This window comes from Streptomyces albidus (ex Kaewkla and Franco 2022) (assembly GCF_013870515.1).
Classification (GTDB): domain Bacteria; phylum Actinomycetota; class Actinomycetes; order Streptomycetales; family Streptomycetaceae; genus Streptomyces; species Streptomyces albidus.
Map to the genome: position 1 here is coordinate 1 of NZ_JACBXA010000108.1, position 18,223 is coordinate 18,223.

The following is an 18,223-nucleotide window of genomic DNA, read 5'->3' on the forward strand; positions in this document are numbered from 1 at the left end:
TTGGGAGGGCTGCTCGGCGGATCGGACGGGTGTGATGACGGGGGGCCGGGCGACCCAGGTGGGCCGGGGCCCGGAGACCCGGGCGGGCCGGAGGGAGGCGACCCTGGTGGACCCGAAGGACCAGGTGATCCGGAAGGCCCGGGAGGTGATCCCGAAGGACCAGGAGACCCCGAGGGCCCGGGAGGTGACCCCGAAGGACCAGGAGACCCCGAGGGCCCCGGAGGTGACCCCGAAGGACCAGGAGACCCCGAGGGCCCCGGAGGTGACCCCGAAGGACCAGGCGGGCCCGGAGACCCCGTACCCGACTACCAGGAGATCATCACCATCACCGTCGAGGACGTCGACGCACCCGAGGTGATCGTGGACGACCGCACGGTCGAAGCACCCGGCAAGTCGGGAGCCGAGATCGACTTCCCCGCCACGGCGATCGACGCGGTCGACGGCGAACTCCCGGTCTCCTGCGAGCCCGAGTCAGGCTCCCGCTTCAAGGTCGGTACGACGAAGGTCACTTGCGAGGCGACCGACTCGGCGGGCAACACGGGAAGCGACACAGCTGAGTTCAAGGTGCTCCCAGCACCCGTGCCGAATCAGGCGGACGTCGCCGTGAAGGCGAGCGTCGCTCCTGCCAAGAACTACGTGGGCCGGCAGACCGTCGCCCGCTTCATCCTCACCAACGCGGGCCCCAAGACGGCCAAGGACGTGGTCGTCACCGCCAAGTGGCCCAAGGCCGACAAGTCCAAGCGCCGTTCGCTCGGTCCGCTCACGGGCTGCACCAGCAGCGACCCGTGCAGCATCAAGCCCGGCGGTCGACTGGTCGTGGCTCAGGCAGGCGTCTACCGCGAGGCGGAGAGCGGCGACGTCAGCGCCACCGTCACCAGCTCCCCCAAGGATCCGGACCGGAAGAACAACAAGGACAGCGCCCATCTCCGCATTCTCAAGCCGAAGTTGACGGTCACGCCGAAGGCCGGCCCGCCCGGTCAGGCGGTACTGGCACGCGGCAAGGACTTCCCACCCGGCGCGACCGTCCGCCTCACCTGGAAGCCTGGCATCACGGCGACCCGCTCGCCCCTGCGGGTCGGACGTGACGGCACGTTCGAGGAACCAGTGCTGGTGCTGCGCAAGGACCAGCTCGGTCCGCGAAAGCTGCGCGCCGACGTACGTGCACTGGACCGGCTGCAGAAACCGTTCCTGGTCGTTCAACGGCACCTGGAACCACCGGATTTCGTCGGCCGAGGCTGAAGCCGGGACTGGGCGACGTCGAGCAGCAGGCGAACACGTAGCGGGAAGGAGCCACCGTGATCCACGAAGTCGATGAAGCGCTACGCACCCTGTTCCGCGCCGAGCCGCTGGAGGGCGGGCAGATCTCGGTCGTGTTCGACGCACCCACCCGCGACTGGGCGGCGACGGTCAACGCCCCCACGGTGAACCTGTATCTGTACGACATCCGTGAACACATGCAGCTCCGCGAGAGGGGCCTGCACAACCAGTACGACGAGCAGGGCATCGTCGTCGCCCGACGACGCCCGCCGCGCTACTTCAAGCTCTCGTACCTGATCACGGCGTGGACGAAGCGGCCGGAGGACGAACACCGACTGCTGTCCTCGCTGTTGATGTGCCTGCTTCAGTACGAGGCGATGCCCGCGGAACGTCTGATGGGCACCCTGGCAGAGATCGGCGTCGCCGTGCCGATGACGGTCGCGTTGCCACCGCCGTCGGACAGGTCGTTCGCGGACGTGTGGAGCGCGTTGGGCGGTGAGCTCAAGCCGTCGCTCGACCTGGTGGTGAGCGTTCCGGCGACGGCGTCCCCCGTCTATCCGGCCGGCCCGCCGGTCGGCGACGAGGGCCTGCAGCTGGACTTCTTCGACTCCCAACCCGAAGAACGCGCCGAACGCGAACCGACGGCGTACCGGACAGCACCGAACGGCGCGAAGCAGCCGATCTACGGCACGCGTCCGGGTGCGCCGCAGCGGGCGGCCGACGACGGAGCGGACCCAGAGCCCCGTACGCGTACACGCCGGGGCGGCATCGCATCCCGCATCTCCGAGGGCGGCGAATGATCGACCGGGAACCGTCACCCGACGCTGAACTGGACGTCTCACTCCGCCACTTGCTCGACCGCGCGGTCATCATCGAGGAACGCGTCCGCCACGCGGTCGCAGCCCGCCAAGCCACGGACCCGCACCCGGACGACGAGTTCCGCGGCCTCTACCTCAACGACGAAACGGTGCTCCGGCTCCTGGACGAGGGCCGCTCGATCGCCGCACCCGACGAAACGGAGTCGGACCGCCTGGCGGAGTCCGAATCCCGCGCGGATGCCACCTCCCGACTCCACACCCTGGCCCGGGAGTTCGGTCTCTCCGCTCTGGACGTGGAAATCCTCCTCATCACCCTTCTCCCCGACCTGGACGACCGCTTCGAGTCCTTCTACGGCTACTTGAACGACGACGTGACCCGTCGCCGCCCCAGCGCAGGACTCGCGCTGGGCCTGTGCGGCCTGCCAGCGGCGGACGCCGGCGCCCGTGCCCGCCTCCACCCGCTCTCCCCTCTACGCAAGGGTGGGCTCCTCCTGATCGAGGAACCTGAACGCCCTTTCCTGGCCCGCGCATTGCGCGTCCCTGATCGCGTGACGGCTCACCTCCTGGGCGACGACACCGCGGACCCCCGCATCGCCGACTTGCTGGTCCCCCGCCCTGACGTACCGGGGGTGGGCGACCCGGCTCCACTTGCCCGCGCTCTCGAGAACGGCGTGACGTTGGCGTACCTCCGCGAAGACCAAGGCGGCGCAGGCACGTCCCTGGGCGCCTCGGCACTTCTTCGCTCTGGCCGCATGCCCCTCGGCATCGACCTGGACCGCCTCGCTGAAGACCCGAACCCGACGGAAGCGGTGCGCGTCCTGACCCGCGAGGCACGCCTGACGGGGTCCGGCCTGGTCTGCGGCCCCCTGGACTCGCTCCTGCCGGAAAAGGTCGGCGTCATCCGCCAACTGACGGACTCGCCTGTTCCCGTGATCCAGGTGGGCCGGGCCCCCTGGGACGCGTCGTGGTCGAAGCACCCACCACTGCTCCTCCAGGCCCCACGAGTGGAACCCACAGCGCGAGCGGACCTCTGGAAGACGTCGTACGGAGAAGGGGTCCCGCCCGAACTTGACCTGACCCGCACGCTCTCCCCCTTCCTCCTCACCCCGGATCAGATCGCGGGAGCGGCGCGAGCAACATCCCAAACGGCAGCACTCAACGGCGGCGAACTCACCCCGGACCACGTACGCGCGGGCGCCCGCGCCCAGAACGCCGCGGGCCTCGATCGCCTGGCCCGCCACATCGAACCGGCAGTGGACTGGAACGACTTGGTCCTGCCGTCCGATCCGCTGGCCCAGCTCCGCGAACTAACGGCACGCGCCCGCCACCGCGACCGAGTGCTGGGTGAATGGGGGATGCGCCCGGGTGGAGGACGCGGCCGCGGAGTGACGGCGCTCTTCGCGGGCGACTCAGGCACTGGAAAGACAATGTCCGCGGAGGTCATCGCGGCCGACCTGGGCCTGGACCTCTACACGGTCGATCTCTCCACAGTGATCGACAAGTACGTGGGCGAGACAGAGAAGAACCTGGAGCGCATCTTCACGGAGGCCGCCGGCATCAACGGCGTGCTGCTCTTCGACGAGGCCGACGCGATCTTCGGCAAGCGCTCCGAGGTGAAGGACGCCCACGACCGCTACGCGAACGTCGAGAGTGCGTACCTGCTCCAACGCATGGAGACCTTCGACGGATTGGCGATCCTGGCCACGAACCTCCGCGCCAACCTGGACGACGCGTTCACCCGCCGCCTGGACCTGGTCATCGACTTCCCCCTGCCAGAAGCGGCCGAGCGTCTGGTCCTGTGGGAGCGCTGCCTGGCCCCACTCCTCCCCCACGCGGAGGACCTGGACCTCGACTTCTGCGCGGATTCCTTCGAGCTAGCGGGCGGCAACATCCGCTCCATCGCCATCACAGCGGCCTACCTGACAGCGGAATCCGGTGCCCCGGTGACGATGCCCGACCTGATCCACGCGATCCAACGGGAGTACCAGAAGCTCGGCCGACTCACCCTAGCTTCGGAGTTCGGTCCCTACGTGGAGCTGCTCAGCTCCTGAGCGCCACTCCGCCCCAACCGATACCACCCGGTAGGTCCGCCACGCCTTGTCTTCTGTAGGTGGCGACCAGCTTCCTCTGTGGGACCATCCCGAGAATCGCACGTTACTCCTCGGGCTCTGGCGACAGCCTTTCCCAATTGCCCTCGTCAGTTTCTACGTGAACCTCTGGAAACGCACCTGCGATGCGATTCAATAGTCTACGGAAGTTTTGAGTGTCAGTGATATCCTTACTCTCTTCAATTAGTGACAATAATTCCTCGATATTATCATCGTAGCGAACGCCGATTCGCGCCTCTCCCAAGGTTTGATTATCCACGATCGAAAGCCCAAGCACGTCGGTTTCGTCGTCATGATCAATCTGAAGAGTGACAGCGCGGTTATCGTAATAATAGTTCACGATGCCGAAATCAAGCGACTCAACGTCCGCAACCCATCCAGCAGCTTCTAGCTTCCTTATGATCAAGGACTCCACTTGTGAAATTTCCGACACAAGGTCTCCTAGGTCGCAAGCCTCGAATCAGGGAAAACGCACCTTGGTAGACCGTACCACCCTTGCCCACTCTTCGTGTACCTCTCTACCTCGCTTTCTGATCAACTCATGAAGCGAAGCCGCCCCAATCAGGCGAACCTTGGCCAGGCTAATATTCGACAAGGTTAATGTCGCAACTTCCACGCCTCCCTTTCTAAGTATTACGAGGCCTTTTCTCCCAACTTCCACTCCGTGCAAAGATGTTGAGTTTCCCGTATTCGGCTGCACCTCTGACCCTTTGTATACGCTCATCGCTAACACAAGGGAGCGCAGGTCCCACCCTCTCCTGCGAGCAAAACTCCGCATGCCGACTATTTGATCAGAGCATGGCGGGCATGGGCTTCTCGTCACCTTGAGAGTCATCTCCATCCTAGGAAACTCGCCAGGCCGCCTTCTCATGCGACGCACATCTGGCACCTTCCCTTCCCAAAGATCTCGCAAGCCACTCATTAGTCGCGCCTCCGCGTGTCTACCCTTCAGGGAACGTACACGCGGCAGCGGCAGAGCTCCGCCACGCCAACGCACATAGCCTTGAGCATAAGTTTTCGGCCACCGTAGATCCACCTGCGACGGCGTAAACGGTTTATTGAATACAACTGCTACGGTTTTGCGTGATATCCAGATCGGATTGACCGACGCTTTAACCTGAAACTCGCCTACCCGAGCCTCATTAGCGAGGAGTTGGAGACTCTTTAATCCCTCGCCCTTGTATTTGCCATAAGTGGAGGAAACCGCATCCTCAACGTCCTGAACCTGGACACCCCTCGGCAGTTTTCCTGCGAGGTCTGCATCAATTTGATCGCGCAACTTATTGATCTGTTCTCGGTTCTGACGCTTCCCCCTTTCACCCTGCCCCTTTTTCAACTTGCGCCAGAGCTTCTTGCCAGCCTTGGCGATCTTGTCGACGATCTTGTCGATAGCTCGGTTAACCGGGCGCGATGCCTTCTGGATGACCTGCTTGACCTTGTTGGCCAGGCCACCAATCCCCAGCAGGGAAGCCAACAGCCCGAGCAACAAGGGGATACTTGCTGCCAACGCGGTTTCGACCATCTTGGGCACGCCCGCCGCGCCGCCGTTCGCTATTTCGATGACCGCGTCGAGCACCGCGTTGACGAATTCGACAATCTGCGCGCCCTGGTTCACGACGAACATGACGATGTCGATGATTGCCTTGACCGCGCGGACGAACGCGGAGGCGGGGTTGAGCAGGGAGACGATCCAGGTGATGCCCGCGACGATGACCGTGGGGATCAGATAGGACTTGAGTTCCTCGAGGATCGTGGACTTCAGGTCGCCGGCCTGGGCCGTGATCTCGTCGACCGCGCCGGCCGGACCTTCCTTCGCGAGGGACTTGGCCACCGGGACCGAGGACTCGACCGCGTCCATCGCCTGGTCCGGCACACCCTTGCGGGTCACGCGGGCGCGGATGTTGTCCCACGTCAGGCCCAGCATCGACGCGATGAGCTGGATGATGCCCTTGAGGTCGAACTTCGCCGGGAGCTCGATGCCCGCCTTGACCGCCGTGCCCAGCAGCCAGCTGACGAGGCCCTTCTTCAGGTGGTCGGCGATGTTGCTGATGAACAGCTGGAGGCCGGCGCCGACCGCCTTGACCAGGTTGTTCAGGAACCCGATCGGATCCTTGATGATCTTCATGATGGCGCTGGCGGCCTTCGCCAGGATGCCCATCAACAGATCCTTGAGCTCCTTGATGGTCTTGATGACGCCGGCGACCGCGTCGATGGCCTTGTCGACCAGACCCTTGTTGGCCTCCTGGAGCGCCTTGATCCTGTCGTCGACCTTCTTCAGGGCCGCCGTGTACTTAGTCGCCAGGTCCGTCACGAGCTGCTTGGACTTGTCGTTGACCTCCGATTCGAGGTCGTCGAACTTCCCCGCGAAGTCCTTCGCCGCGTCCTGCCCGTACTTCTTCAGGTCCTCCGGAAGCTTGTCGACCTCCGCCTTCAGTTCCGAACGGCCCTTCTTGATACGGGCCTTCGCCTTGCCCAGCTCCGCCCCGATCGTGTCCGCGACCGAGGAGATGACGCCCTGCATCTTGGAGACGTAGAGCTTGCGTGAGAGCTGGTAGAGCTTGTTCGCCTCCTCCGGGAGGCCTTTGAAGAGGTCCTTGGTCCAGCGGAGCTTGCCCCTCCAACCGGAGTAGCGCTTGGACTTGTACTCCTTCATCCGGCGCGACTGGTCTGCCTCGAACGCCGCCCGCGCCGCCTTCTCCCCCTTGGTGAACTGGGCGTCGACCTTCTTGTCGAGGCCGTCCAGGATTCCCTCGACGTCCTTCTTCGTGGCGTCGAAGACCTTCTGCAGCTTCGAGGTGACCTGCTCGCGCTTCTGCTCGTCCTTGGACTTGGTCTCGCTCTTGCCGCCGTCGACCTGCTTGCCGGCCTCACCCCGCTTGGCCGTCATCGCCGCCATGGCCTTCGTGCCCTCGGCAGCGGCGCCTTCCTTGGCCTCGTCGAGCTGTTCCTTCTCCGCCCCCCTGGCCTTGCCCGGGGCTTTCGCCGAGTCCTCCTCCGCCTTCTTCTTCTCCCCCAGCGCGGCGTCGAAGTCCGGCTCGTTGCCCTTCTTCAGCTGCTCCTCGGTGACTTCGGCGTCCGCCATCGCCTTGTCGTTGGCCTTCGGCCCCTCGGAGAAGTCCGTCACCTCATCCGGCTGCTTCTCCGGCACCGCGCCCTCGGCGTCGGGCGCGCCCGGGTTCGCCGGAGGCTTGTCCGGCGACATCGGAGTGACGTCCTTCTCCTTGGCCGCCGACGTGTCCGGCTCGGCCTTGGTGGTGGAGTCGATGTCCTTCGCGGAGGTCTTCTTGCCGTCGGAGACCTTGCCGTCGACTTCTTCCTTGACGTTCTCGGCCTTGCCCGATTCGGAGAACTTCTCCGCGTCGTCCAGGTTCTTCGGCGCCTGGTCGGCGATGGCCTTGTTCACCGCTTCGATGAAGGCTTGCTTGTCGAACTCGCCCGGCTTCGCCTTGTCCATCTTTTCGGAGTTGGCGACCTTGCCCTGAGCCTCTTTGTCGTCGTCCGGCGCCTTCGCGGCGTCTTGCGCGGACTTCGACTCACCGGCTGCGGGCGGGTGTTGGCCGATCTTCTGCTTCTTCGCCGCCACATCCGAGGTGACCTTGCGGAATCCCGGCGCCTGCGACGGCGGCGGCTTGACCGGCTCGGTGTAGCGCTGGGCGACAAGGCGGGAGACTGCCGCGTTGCCCGCAATCCCCTGCAGGCGCTGGAGACTTCGACGGTCCAATCCGGGCCCGGATGTCGTCGGGGCTGCCGATGCCGCCTCCGTGGTCGGCTGTACCGTCGCCGAACGGCCCGTCTCCTGCTGCGACTTGGCAGCAGGCTTCGACGACTTGTCCGAGGCCGCCTTCACCGCGCCACCCGGCCGGCACCGCCGACCCCGTGACCCGTGCGCCCCCGACCGTACGTCTCGGACATGGCCGCCAGCATCGTGACGGGCACGGCTCTCAGCTCAAGCGCGAGTCACAGCGGAAAGGCACGGACCGCTGCACCTTCGGGCACGCGGTTCTGTACGCCGGGGCGGCCGAAAGCCCTTTCAGATGATCCACCGCAAGAACAAGAATCGCCTGCGTTTCCCGACCAAGGTCAAGGCTTCAAGGTCCAGGTCAAGGAGGAGCGTGGCATGCCGTCGTACCTGTCCCCGGGCGTCTATGTCGAAGAGGTGGAGTCCGGCTCCCGCCCGATCCAAGGTGTGGGGACGTCGGTCGCCGCCTTCATCGGATTCGCGCAGAAGGGTCCGCTGAACGAGCCGACGCTCATCACCAACTGGACCCAATTCACCACTGTCTTCGGCGACTTCGTCGAGGGAACGTACCTGGCCACCTCCGTGCACGGCTTCTTCGCCAACGGCGGCGGAGTCTGCTACATCGTGCGTATCGGCGGCAGCGGACAGGACGCGGACAAGGAGCTCACCGCCGGTCCCCAGGCGCAGTTGGGCCCCTACGTCGTACGGACGCTGCCCGGCGTCACCGGCGAGATCACCGTCGAGGTCTCCGACCCGGAGGGCGACGACCCGCCCCGGGACGTCTTCACCCTGGTCGTCAAACGCGACGGCCGGGTCGAGGAGACGTACCCCTCGGTCACCGCCAAGCGCAGCAAGGAGAACGTCGCCACCAGGGTCAAGGCGCACTCCGCGCTGATCGCCCTGGAGGAGCCCGGCAAGGGCGCCGCGCCCGCACGTCCCGACGCGCAGTCCGTGACGCTCTCGGTGCCGCCGGGCTCGGGGGCGGCCGGAGCTGCCGCACCCGACGAGCTGTCGACGGACTCCTACGTGGGAGACCCCGACCAGCGCACCGGTCTGGGCGGCCTGGAGGCCGTCGACGACGTCACGATGGTGGCGGCGCCGGACCTGATGAGCGCGTACGAGCGGGGCGTGCTGAACCTGGAGACGGTGGTCTCCGTCCAGCAGGGCCTCATCACGCACTGCGAGGCGATGGGCGACCGCATCGCCATCCTCGACACCCCGCCCGGCCTGAGCCCGCAGCAGGTGCGCACGTGGCGCAGCGAACGTACGGGCTTCGACTCGAAGTACGCGACGCTGTACTACCCCTGGATCAAGGTGTTCGACGCCGGAGCCGGACGGAACACCCTCGTCCCACCGAGCGGTCACGTCGCGGGCGTGTGGGCGCGCAACGACGAGACGCGAGGCGTGCACAAGGCGCCGGCGAACGAAGTGCTGCGTGGCGCCGTGGCCCTGCAGACCCAACTGACCAAGGGCGAGCACGACTTGCTCAACCCCATCGGGCTGAACTGCATTCGGGCGTTCCCCGGACGCGGTATCCGCATCTGGGGGGCCAGGACGCTCTCCAGCGATCCGGCCTGGCGCTACCTCAACGTGCGACGGCTCTTCAACTACCTGGAGGAGTCGATCCTCGAGGGCACCCAGTGGGTGGTCTTCGAGCCCAACGACGACGCGTTGTGGGCCCGGGTGCGCCGGACCGTCTCGGCGTTCCTCGTCAACGAGTGGCGAAAGGGCGCCCTGTTCGGCCTCACTCCCGACGACGCGTTCTACGTGCGGTGCGACAACGAGACGAATCCCCCGGAGAGCATCGACAACGGGCAGGTCGTCTGCGAGGTGGGCGTCGCCCCGGTCAAGCCGGCGGAGTTCGTGGTGTTCCGGCTCGCGCAGCTGTCCGGCGGTTCCGGCGCGGTCGACGAGTGACCGCTGAGGCCAAGTCGCCGCATCTCGCACGACGTTGACCGAGGCCGAGCAAGGACAGCAGCACCGATCCAGTCACCACGAACAAGCACGCGAGCGACGCAGGCAAGGAGGCCGGCATGCCACTCCCCGATCTCGACAGTTCGGTCGGGCACTCCTTCGGACTCGAACTGGACGCCGTGCTCATCCGTCAGATCACCGAGGTCAGTGGTCTGAAGATGGAGCAGGACGTCATCGAGCTGAAGCAGAACAGCACGGACGGCAAGTACGCGATCAAGAAGCTGCCGGGACGTCCGAAGGCCGGAGAGGTCACTCTCACCCGCGGTCTCACGGAGGACAACAGCTTCGAGAGCTGGGTCAAGGACTCACGCTTCGGGCGGATGCAGAGCGCACGCCGCCACGGAGCCATCATCGTCTACGACTACGAGGGCATGCCGATCAAGCGGTACAAGCTGATCAACGCCTGGCCCAAGTCCCTTGAGATCAGCACTCTCAAGGCGGGCGACACCTCCGTGCTCACGGAGAAGCTCGTGATCACGTACGAGAGCATGGAAGTCGACTGATGCGGCGCACGAACACCGCGGTCGCGCCGCCTCGGACGGAGTCCCACGAGGCGGGAACCGGTGCGGCGTCGTCCGTGCGCCCGGAGCCGCTGCGCACGGAGTTCCCCTTCGAGCTGCCGCGGGGGTACGTCGACGAGTCGGGCACCGTGCACCGTAGGGGCGTGATGCGACTGGCCACCGCCCGGGACGAGTTGATCCCGCTGCGCGACGACCGGGTGCGGGAGAACTCGGCCTATCTGTCGGTCGTGCTCATCTCCCGTGTGCTCGTGCGGCTGGGCACCGTCGAGGACGTCCATCCGGGCGTCGTGGAGGACCTGTTCGCCTCCGATCTCGCCTTCCTGCAGGACTTCTACCGCCGCATCAACGCCGAAGGTCATTCCAGGGCCGCCGTGACGTGCCCTTCGTGTCAGGAGAGCTTCGCGGTCGACCTCGCCGGCGGTGGTCGCCTGGGGGAATCGTGACGTACGCGGCGGACCGCATCCATGAGGAAGTCGCGTACGTCGCCTACCACTTCCACTGGTCGCTCGACCAGATCCTCGACCTGGAGCACGCCGACCGTCTGCGGTACGTGGACCAGATCGTCCGGCTGGGCGGCTGACGTCGGCGCGACACGAGCGAGAGACAGGGGGGCCGAGAACCGATGGGATTGCTGTCCTGGCTGAGCAGCCGCCGACAGGGAACGGAGTCGTCGGCCGACGTGGCAACCGCGCCTGCCGAGATGGCACCGGCTGCTGCGCCGACCGTGCCTGCCTGGCGTGAACTGCCGCCGCTTCAGCGTGCGTTGGACGCTCCCGGCCTGGTATCCGATCCGGTCGGCTTCCGCGGTTCGCTGAGTGCCTGGCAGGACACCTCGTTCCACAGGCCGCTCGGTCATCTCGTCAGTCCGGAGGCACCGTCGGGGCTCGGGCACGGCCTCACCAGCGCGTTCACGGTCAGCAGGGAGACGGACGAGCCGTCACGGACCTCGGAGGTCGGGTCGGGGAGAACCATCGGCACTCCGGCTCCCGTGCGGCTACAACGGGCCTCGGAGGAGGCGTCGTTGGTGTCCGCGCGCCCCCTGGAGACCTCGCTTCAGGACCTTCCGCAGCTGGCTGTCGCCGCCCCGCCCTCACACGTCACGACGGGCACGGACACAAACTCTGCCGATACGTCGACAAAGCAAGTGGCTCCGGTGCAGCGCTCCGTCCAGCCCGAGGCGTCCGTCGAGCCCGGCACCTCCAGCCCTCCGTCTGCTGCATTCAGGCCTCGTGGCCTCGGCCTCGGCGAACCGCTGCACAGCCTGCCGCTCACCGCCCAGCGATCGGCGGGGCCGCCTTACACTTCCCCGCCTGCCGCGCAACTCGACCCGCCCGCGTCTGAGGGGGCGTCGGAGTCCGGGCCGACCGAACACGCCGACTTGCCGTCACGGCCACTGCTCGGTGACGACCCCCTGCCGACGGTCTCCCGTAAGGACGAGACCTCGCGGGAGGCTGATACGAGCCCCGCGACGGTGGACCACGCTGCTCCGGCGCACCCGCCAGCCGTACGCGAATCGGTCCCCCTTCAGCGTGCGGCCGAGGACGGCACGCCGCTCCCCCGGCTCCCGAAGCCGGCCGCGGAGCCGACCGTGCCGTTGACCGCACAGCGCTCCGTGCCGTTGTTCTCAGGTGCCGAAGCACCCTCCGACGACGCTCCGGCCGGAGAGACCCCAGCCCCGGTTCCGCTGCAGTGGACGGCACCAGGTCTACCCCAAACGGGCCCACCAGCAGCGGCCTCCGCGACCACCGACTCCCGCCCCGGAGGCACCAGTTCCCCGGCCACTGCCGCGCCCGTACAGCGAACCGTCGCAGTCACGCGGGCCGTCTCACCCGCACCCTCGCCCCGCGTCACGCCCACCCCCCAACTCCAACAGACCGCCGCCAGCCCCCCGTTGAGCACCCCCGTCCAACGAGCAACCGTCCGCACCACCCCCGTCGACGCCGGATCAGTCGCCGTCGCCGCAGGAGTGGCCCAGCGCATGGCGGACGGCTCCGTCGTCTTCCAGGCGCCGACCGTCCAGCGGGACGCCGACACGGATCCCCCACTCACCGACACATCTCCTGAAAACACCCCCGCCGAACCCGTCGACCCGCCCCCTGAACCTGACCCGGAGCCCGATCCCGACCCGGGCCCCGACCCCACCGACCAGTCGGGCCCCTCGGACGCCCACGACCCCCAAGGCGCGCACCCCCCGAAGGGCGGCCCGCCGAAGGTGACCGACGAGCTGGTGCGCGCCCTGTTCGCTCCGCTCAGCCGGATGCTCAAGGCGGAGCTGCGCCTCGACCGTGAAAGGGCGGGCTTCCTCATCGACACCAGGCACTGACCGAACAACGCGCTGACCGAACAACGCACCGCCCGAACCAGGCATGGACAGAACCAGGGACCGACCGACTGCGAGAGCCCGGAGACCCGCCCCACAGAGAGGAGCTGAGCATGCCCGCGACCGACGATCCCGCGGTCAGCGTCTGCTTCGTCGTCACCATCGACGACATCGAGCTCGGCTCGTTCAACAGCTGCCAGGGCCTGGGCGCCGAAGTGGTGCTGGAGCAGCGTGAGGAGGGCGGCAACAACCATCACGTGTGGCAGCTGCCTACCCGCCTCAAGTACCCCAACGTGAAGCTGTCGCGTCCGTTGACCCGTGACACCGAGAAGGTGGCGCGCTGGTTCGCGTCGATGACGACGGGCTTCAGCCGCAAGACCGCACACATCGAGGCGCGTACGGGCGACGGTCAACCAGTGGCCAGATGGGGGCTGTTGGAGGTCGTGCCGGTGCGCTGGACGGGTCCAGTCCTCAGCGCCGAGCAGCCCAAGGTGGCCGTCGAGACGATCGAGATCGCCCACCACGGCTTCGTGATGGAGGGCTGAGCGATGAGCACGCCTGTCGCGTTCAGCGCCGCTGCCTCGGGGGGCGGGTCCGCCCGTGCGGGCGGTGGAAGGCCGAAGCTGGAGCACGCGTATCTGGAGCTTCGTACGCCGCCGCCGGGCGGCAGCCTCACACCGGGCGGTCCGTGCGGACGCATCGAATTCCAGTTCAATCCGAAGGAGTTGAGCCTCACCAAGGCGGCGGCGTGGAAGCGCAGCCCGGCCAAGGGGGCCAAGAGTGCGGGCCCGCCGGAGTACCAGGGGCCGCAGCCCAGCAAGCTCACCGTGGAGATGTTCTTCGACGCGAGCGACACCCAGGACAGCAGCGTCGTCAAGTCGGTCGAGCAGCTCTTCGCCTGCTGCGTGCCGACGAGTGAGACGCGCCAGCAGCAGCGTTCGTCGCCCCCGTGGGTGGTCTTCCACTGGGGCGGGCTCACCGGCTTCCCGGGCTACGTCAGCCAAGTGCAGGTGAAATACACGCTGTTCACCACTTCAGGCGTGCCCATCCGAGCGGTGTGCCAGGTGACGATGGAGGAGATCACCGGAGAGACGCCGGGCCAGAACCCGACATCGGGGTCCCTGCATGCGCGGCGGGTGCACCGGGTGCAGACGGGCGACACCCTGCCGCACCTGGCGTGGCAGGAGTACGGCGACCCCACCGCGTGGCGGGTGATCGCCGAGGCCAACAACATCGACGACCCCATGCGGCTGACCGGCGGCCGGGAGCTGCTGCTGCCCGCACTGGACGAGCTGGACCGCCTCCAGACCTCGCCCCACCACCCCGAGGCACTGTGGGAGGGCGGTCAGGAGGCCCTGGAGGGTCACGCGGGGAGCCAGGCCCTGCCCCCTGGGGGCTTCCCACGCGGCGGGTTCCCCGGCAACGCCCTCGACGCCCGCGCAGCGGGACGGTGATGCGGGGTGAGTGGACAGAGCGTCGCGAAGTCGGTGGTCGTCGAGTTCGAAGGGCGTGCGCTGCCAGCCGCGTTGGCGAACACGCTGGTCGAGGGTTACGTCGACGACAGCCGTACGCTGCCCGATCTGTTCGTGCTGCGCTTCCGCGACCCGAGCCGGACGCTGCTGGAGAAGGCCGGCGTCAAGGTCGGCACGAAGGTACGGCTGCTGGCCAGGGCGGGCGGCACGTCGACGCAGCCGCTGCTCACCGGCAGCGTCACCGCTCTGGAGCTGGAGATCGACGACACGGGCACGTTCACGGTCGTGCGCGGCCTGGACGAGTCGTACCGCCTCTTCCGCGGCCGTCAGGTCGCCAGCTACCAGAACATGACGCTCTCCGACGTCTGCGCCCGCGTCGCGCAGCGCGCGGGCCTCAAGCCCGGCAAGGTCGACGTCGCCGGTCCCGTGCGCGAGCACGTGGCCCAACCCAACATCTCCGACTGGGAGTTCCTGCGCTCACTCGCCGAGGAGGCCGGTGCGCAGCTCTACGTCGCCGACGGGCAGGTGCACATCACCAAGCCGACGGACGCTGGAGGAGCACCCGGCGTCTCGGCGCGCGCGGCCCGCGATTCTCTCGTCCTGGAGATGGGCGACAACCTGCTGCGCTGCCGGGCCGCGGTCTCGGCGGCCGAGCAGGTCTCCAACGTCGAGGTGCGCGGCTGGAACGTGAAGGCGAAGCAGACGCTGGTCGGACGGGCGCCGGCGGGCAAGACCGGCACCCTCGATCTGGGCGTGACCGCCGCTGAAGTCACCGAGCCGTTCGGTGAGGCCGACTTCGTCGTCAGCGACGCCGCCTACGGCACGCAGGCCGAGGTGGACCAGGCGGCGAAGGCCGTCGCGCAACGCATCGCGGGGTCCTTCGCCGAGCTGGAGGCCGTCATCCGAGGAAACCCTCAGGTGCGGGCGGGCGGGGCCGTGACGCTGGCCGGAGTCGGGGCGCCCTTCGAAGGCCGGTACACGGTCACTTCCTCGCGGCATGTCTTCGACTCCCGGCGCGGTTACGAGACTTGGGTGACGGTCTCGGGCCAGCAGGAGCGCACCCTGTTCGGGTTGACGGGCAACGACGGGCGGGGCACGGCCGGCGGCGCACGCTGTACGGGCCTGGTCAACGGGACGGTGACGGACACCAAGGACTCCGAGGGCCTCGGCAGGGTCAAGGTCCGCTTCCCGTGGCTGTCCGACGACTACGCGAGCGACTGGGCCCGTACGGCGCAGGCGGGCGGTACGGGCGGCGGCGAGGCGTTCATCCCCGAGGTGGGCGACGAGGTGCTGGTCGGCTTCGAACAGGGCTTTCTGGACCGCCCGTTCGTGCTCGCCGCGCTGTACAACGGGCAGGACAAGCCGGGCGGCGGGGGCGGTGGCGCGGGCGGTCCGGGAGCCGCAGGCGGAGCCGGACCGGCGGGAGGCGGGGCGGCCGGGGGGAGCGAGGACGGCGAGTCCGTCGACCCCACGACGGGTGCGGTCAACAAGCGCGCCTTCGGCTCCAAGAGCGGCAACAAGCTGGAGGTCCTGGACGCCGCCAACGGTGCTCAAGGCGTTCGGCTGGTCACCGGCGACGGCAAGTTGAAGATCGCGCTGGACCGCAAGGGCACGACCATCGTGCTGCACAGCGACGGCACCGTGCAGATCGACGCCAAGGAGAAGGTGTCCATCAAGGCCGGTGACGGGGTGGCCCTCGACGCCGGCGACGGCGCCCTCGAACTCTCCGGCGGCTCGGTGAAGTTGACCTCGCGCAGCGGCGTCGACGTCGACGGCGGCAACGGGCGCGTCACCCTCTCGACCGGCGGCGCCATGGAGGTCAAGGGCAACCAGGTGAGCGTCACCGGCGACACCCGTACCGAGGTCAAGGGCGGGCAGACCGTGTCCGTCAACGCGCCCATGGTGCGCCTGAATTGAGCCCGCACCCAGTCCGCTCACGCATCGACCGACGAAGGGGGAGAACACATGGCGGCAGCCGCACGCATCGGTGACCCCACCGGGCACCCCGGCACCATCGGGCCCCCCGGCGTGTCCACCGTGCTCATCGGGGGCAAGTCGGCCGCCACCGTGGGCACCTCGCACCAGTGCGCTTCTCCGGCTGCCCATCCGCCGGGTCCCCTTGCCGGGCCCGGGAGTTCGAGCGTGCTCATCGGCGGGAAGCCGGCGGCGCGGGTCGGCGACAAGGCGGGCTGCGGCTCCCCGGTCGTCTCCGGATGCCCGACCGTCGAGATCGGAGGATGAGGTGGCGCAGCAGTTCATCGGTCGCGGATGGGCGTTCCCACCCCGTACGGACGCCACCGGAAGCATCGCCCTGGTCGGCGGCGACCGGGAGATCGAGGAGGCCATCAGGGTGGTGCTGGGCACCTCACCCGGTGAGCGCCCGATGCGCCCCGAGTTCGGCTGCGCCCTGGGCGAGTACGTCTTCGCGCCTGCCGACGCGGGCACCGCCGGGCAGCTGTCGTACGAGGTGCGGCTGGCCCTGGAGCGCTGGGAGCCCCGCATCGAAGTCGCGGACGTGGCCGTGCGTTTCGACGGCGCCGACGACGGCGTCCTCTACATCGACATCAGCTATGCGGTGCGCGGCACGAACGATCCCCGCAACCTCGTCTTCCCGTTCTATGTGATCCCGCAGCGCGAGGAGGGTGGAGCATGACGCTCCCCAGTCCCAACCTGGACGACCGGCGCTTCCAGTCCCTGGTCGACGAGGCCAAGCGGCTGGTGCAGCAGCGGTGCCCGGAGTGGACGGATCACAACGTCTCCGATCCCGGCGTGACGCTGATCGAGGCGTTCGCGACGATGGTCGACCAGCTCGTCTACCGCCTCAACAGAGTCCCGGACAAGAACTATCTTGCCTTCCTCGACCTGATCGGCGTCCGGCTGTACCCGCCGACCGCAGCCCGTACGGACGTGACGTTCTGGCTGTCGGCGCCTCAGCGGGAGCCGGTCCGCGTCCGCGCGGGCACGGAGGTGGCGACGACGCGCACCGAGACGGAGGAGGCGGTCGTCTTCACCACCAGGCGCGACCTGTCGGTGGTGCCGTGCTCGTACGCACACCTGGCCACCTGGCCCAACTCGGGTCGTGTCACCGACCGTTCGGAGGAACTGGCACTCCAGCGCGACGTGCCCTGCTTCCAGGCGACGCCCGTCCCCGGCGACTGCCTCTACGTCGGGCTGTCCGACCCGGTGCCCGGATGTGTGCTGGTGCTGCGGCTGGACTGCCGCGTGGAGGGCGTGGGCGTCGACCCCCGCAAGCCGCCGCTGCTGTGGGAGGCCTGGGACGGTGCCGGCTGGGTGCCCTGCGCGATCGACAAGGACGACACCGGCGGCTTCAACAAGGCGGGCGAGGTCATCCTGCACATGCCTGCCACGCACGCCACGTCGACGGTGGCCAGGCATGCGGACGGCTGGGTCCGCTGCCGCCTCGTGGCAGCGGTCGAGGGCCAGCCGACGTATCTGCAGTCGCCGACCGTGCGGGGCGTCACCGCGTTCACCATCGGCGGGACGGTGGAGGCCGCGCACGCCGAGACCGTCGAGGAGGAGCTGCTCGGGCTGTCGGAGGGCGTGGCGGGACAGGAGTTCCACGTGGCCCGGCCTCCGGTGGTGCAGGGCGAGGAGCCCTTCGTCGTCGAGGTCGCCGAGGGCGCCGGATGGGTGGAGTGGACGCGTGTCGACAGCTTCGCCTTCTCCGGATCCGGCGACCGTCACATCACGCTCGACCCCAACTCGGGCCGCGTGGACTTCGGTCCCGCTCTGCGGGAGCGCGACGGCAGCGTGCGGCTGAACGGGGCCGTCCCGCCGAAGGGTTGCCCGATCCGGGTGCGCCGCTACCGTACGGGCGGCGGGCGGCAGGGCAACGTGGCGCGGGGGGCGCTGCGCGTGCTGCGCAGTTCGCTGCCGTACGTCGCGCGAGTGGAGAACCGGCGCCCCGCGCTGGGCGGCGTCGACGGCGAGAGCATGGAGAACGCCCGCGTCCGCGGCCCCATGACCCTGCGGACGCTGCACCGCGCGGTGGTC

16 protein-coding genes are annotated in these 18,223 nt (G+C 68.0%); 14 read left to right on the plus strand and 2 right to left on the minus strand.

Annotated elements, in window-relative coordinates; translation table 11 throughout:
- From H5J26_RS17100 to H5J26_RS17110, 3 genes are all read left to right on the plus strand, one after another.
- A partial coding sequence (locus H5J26_RS17100) for an HYR domain-containing protein (protein ID WP_181766736.1) occupies nt 1-1,239 on the plus strand: 1,239 nt, incomplete at its 5' end.
- A 56-nt stretch (nt 1,240-1,295) separates the two neighbouring features.
- Entirely contained in the window at nt 1,296-2,057 is a 762-nt protein-coding gene (locus H5J26_RS17105) for a DUF4255 domain-containing protein (protein ID WP_181766737.1), read from the plus strand.
- The gene (locus H5J26_RS17110) at nt 2,054-4,126 is read left to right on the plus strand and encodes an ATP-binding protein (RefSeq protein WP_181766738.1); all 2,073 of its coding nucleotides are present in this window, start codon (nt 2,054-2,056) and stop codon (nt 4,124-4,126) included. Before H5J26_RS17105 ends, H5J26_RS17110 begins: the two co-directional genes overlap by 4 nt.
- A 103-nt stretch (nt 4,127-4,229) precedes the next feature.
- On the opposite strand, the gene H5J26_RS17115 is transcribed toward H5J26_RS17110, so the two are convergent.
- Both H5J26_RS17115 and H5J26_RS17120 read right to left on the minus strand, forming a co-directional pair.
- Nucleotides 4,230-4,598 carry a hypothetical protein gene (locus tag H5J26_RS17115; RefSeq protein WP_181766739.1) on the minus strand — a complete coding sequence of 123 codons (369 nt, stop codon included), beginning with the start codon at nt 4,596-4,598 and terminating at the stop codon, nt 4,230-4,232.
- Nucleotides 4,599-4,643: 45 nt separating this feature from the next.
- Nucleotides 4,644-8,030, minus strand: coding sequence for a hypothetical protein (locus H5J26_RS17120; RefSeq protein WP_309237947.1), 3,387 nt, complete (start codon nt 8,028-8,030; stop codon nt 4,644-4,646).
- Nucleotides 8,031-8,300: 270 nt separating this feature from the next.
- Between H5J26_RS17120 and H5J26_RS17125 the strand changes: the two genes are divergently transcribed.
- The 11 genes from H5J26_RS17125 to H5J26_RS17175 all read left to right on the plus strand — a co-directional run.
- On the plus strand, nt 8,301-9,839 hold the full coding sequence (locus tag H5J26_RS17125) for a phage tail sheath family protein (protein ID WP_181766740.1): 1,539 nt from the start codon (nt 8,301-8,303) through the stop codon (nt 9,837-9,839).
- A gap of 116 nt (nt 9,840-9,955) precedes the next feature.
- Nucleotides 9,956-10,399, plus strand: a complete 444-nt coding sequence (locus tag H5J26_RS17130; RefSeq protein ID WP_181766741.1) for a phage tail protein — start codon at nt 9,956-9,958, stop codon at nt 10,397-10,399.
- Nucleotides 10,399-10,860: a hypothetical protein gene (locus tag H5J26_RS17135; protein ID WP_181766742.1), complete on the plus strand. Its 462-nt coding sequence runs from the start codon at nt 10,399-10,401 to the stop codon at nt 10,858-10,860. The genes H5J26_RS17130 and H5J26_RS17135 overlap by 1 nt, the downstream gene beginning before the upstream one ends.
- Nucleotides 10,857-10,997, plus strand: coding sequence for a DUF6760 family protein (locus H5J26_RS17140; RefSeq protein WP_181766743.1), 141 nt, complete (start codon nt 10,857-10,859; stop codon nt 10,995-10,997). Before H5J26_RS17135 ends, H5J26_RS17140 begins: the two co-directional genes overlap by 4 nt.
- 1,398 nt (nt 10,998-12,395) lie before the next feature.
- Nucleotides 12,396-12,740, plus strand: coding sequence for a hypothetical protein (locus H5J26_RS17145; RefSeq protein ID WP_181766744.1), 345 nt, complete (start codon nt 12,396-12,398; stop codon nt 12,738-12,740).
- 110 nt (nt 12,741-12,850) lie between these two features.
- Nucleotides 12,851-13,282 carry a phage tail protein gene (locus tag H5J26_RS17150; protein WP_181766745.1) on the plus strand — a complete coding sequence of 144 codons (432 nt, stop codon included), beginning with the start codon at nt 12,851-12,853 and terminating at the stop codon, nt 13,280-13,282.
- Between the two features lie 3 nt (nt 13,283-13,285).
- Nucleotides 13,286-14,191, plus strand: coding sequence for a LysM peptidoglycan-binding domain-containing protein (locus H5J26_RS17155; RefSeq protein WP_235980776.1), 906 nt, complete (start codon nt 13,286-13,288; stop codon nt 14,189-14,191).
- Between the two features lie 6 nt (nt 14,192-14,197).
- On the plus strand, nt 14,198-16,126 hold the full coding sequence (locus H5J26_RS17160) for a VgrG-related protein (protein WP_181766746.1): 1,929 nt from the start codon (nt 14,198-14,200) through the stop codon (nt 16,124-16,126).
- 48 nt (nt 16,127-16,174) lie between these two features.
- Nucleotides 16,175-16,450: a PAAR domain-containing protein gene (locus tag H5J26_RS17165; protein WP_181766747.1), complete on the plus strand. Its 276-nt coding sequence runs from the start codon at nt 16,175-16,177 to the stop codon at nt 16,448-16,450.
- Between the two features lies 1 nt (nt 16,451).
- Nucleotides 16,452-16,862 carry a GPW/gp25 family protein gene (locus H5J26_RS17170; protein WP_181766748.1) on the plus strand — a complete coding sequence of 137 codons (411 nt, stop codon included), beginning with the start codon at nt 16,452-16,454 and terminating at the stop codon, nt 16,860-16,862.
- Nucleotides 16,859-18,223, plus strand: a 1,365-nt coding sequence (locus H5J26_RS17175) for a putative baseplate assembly protein (RefSeq protein ID WP_181766749.1), incomplete at its 3' end; no start/stop codon positions are given. The genes H5J26_RS17170 and H5J26_RS17175, both read left to right, overlap by 4 nt.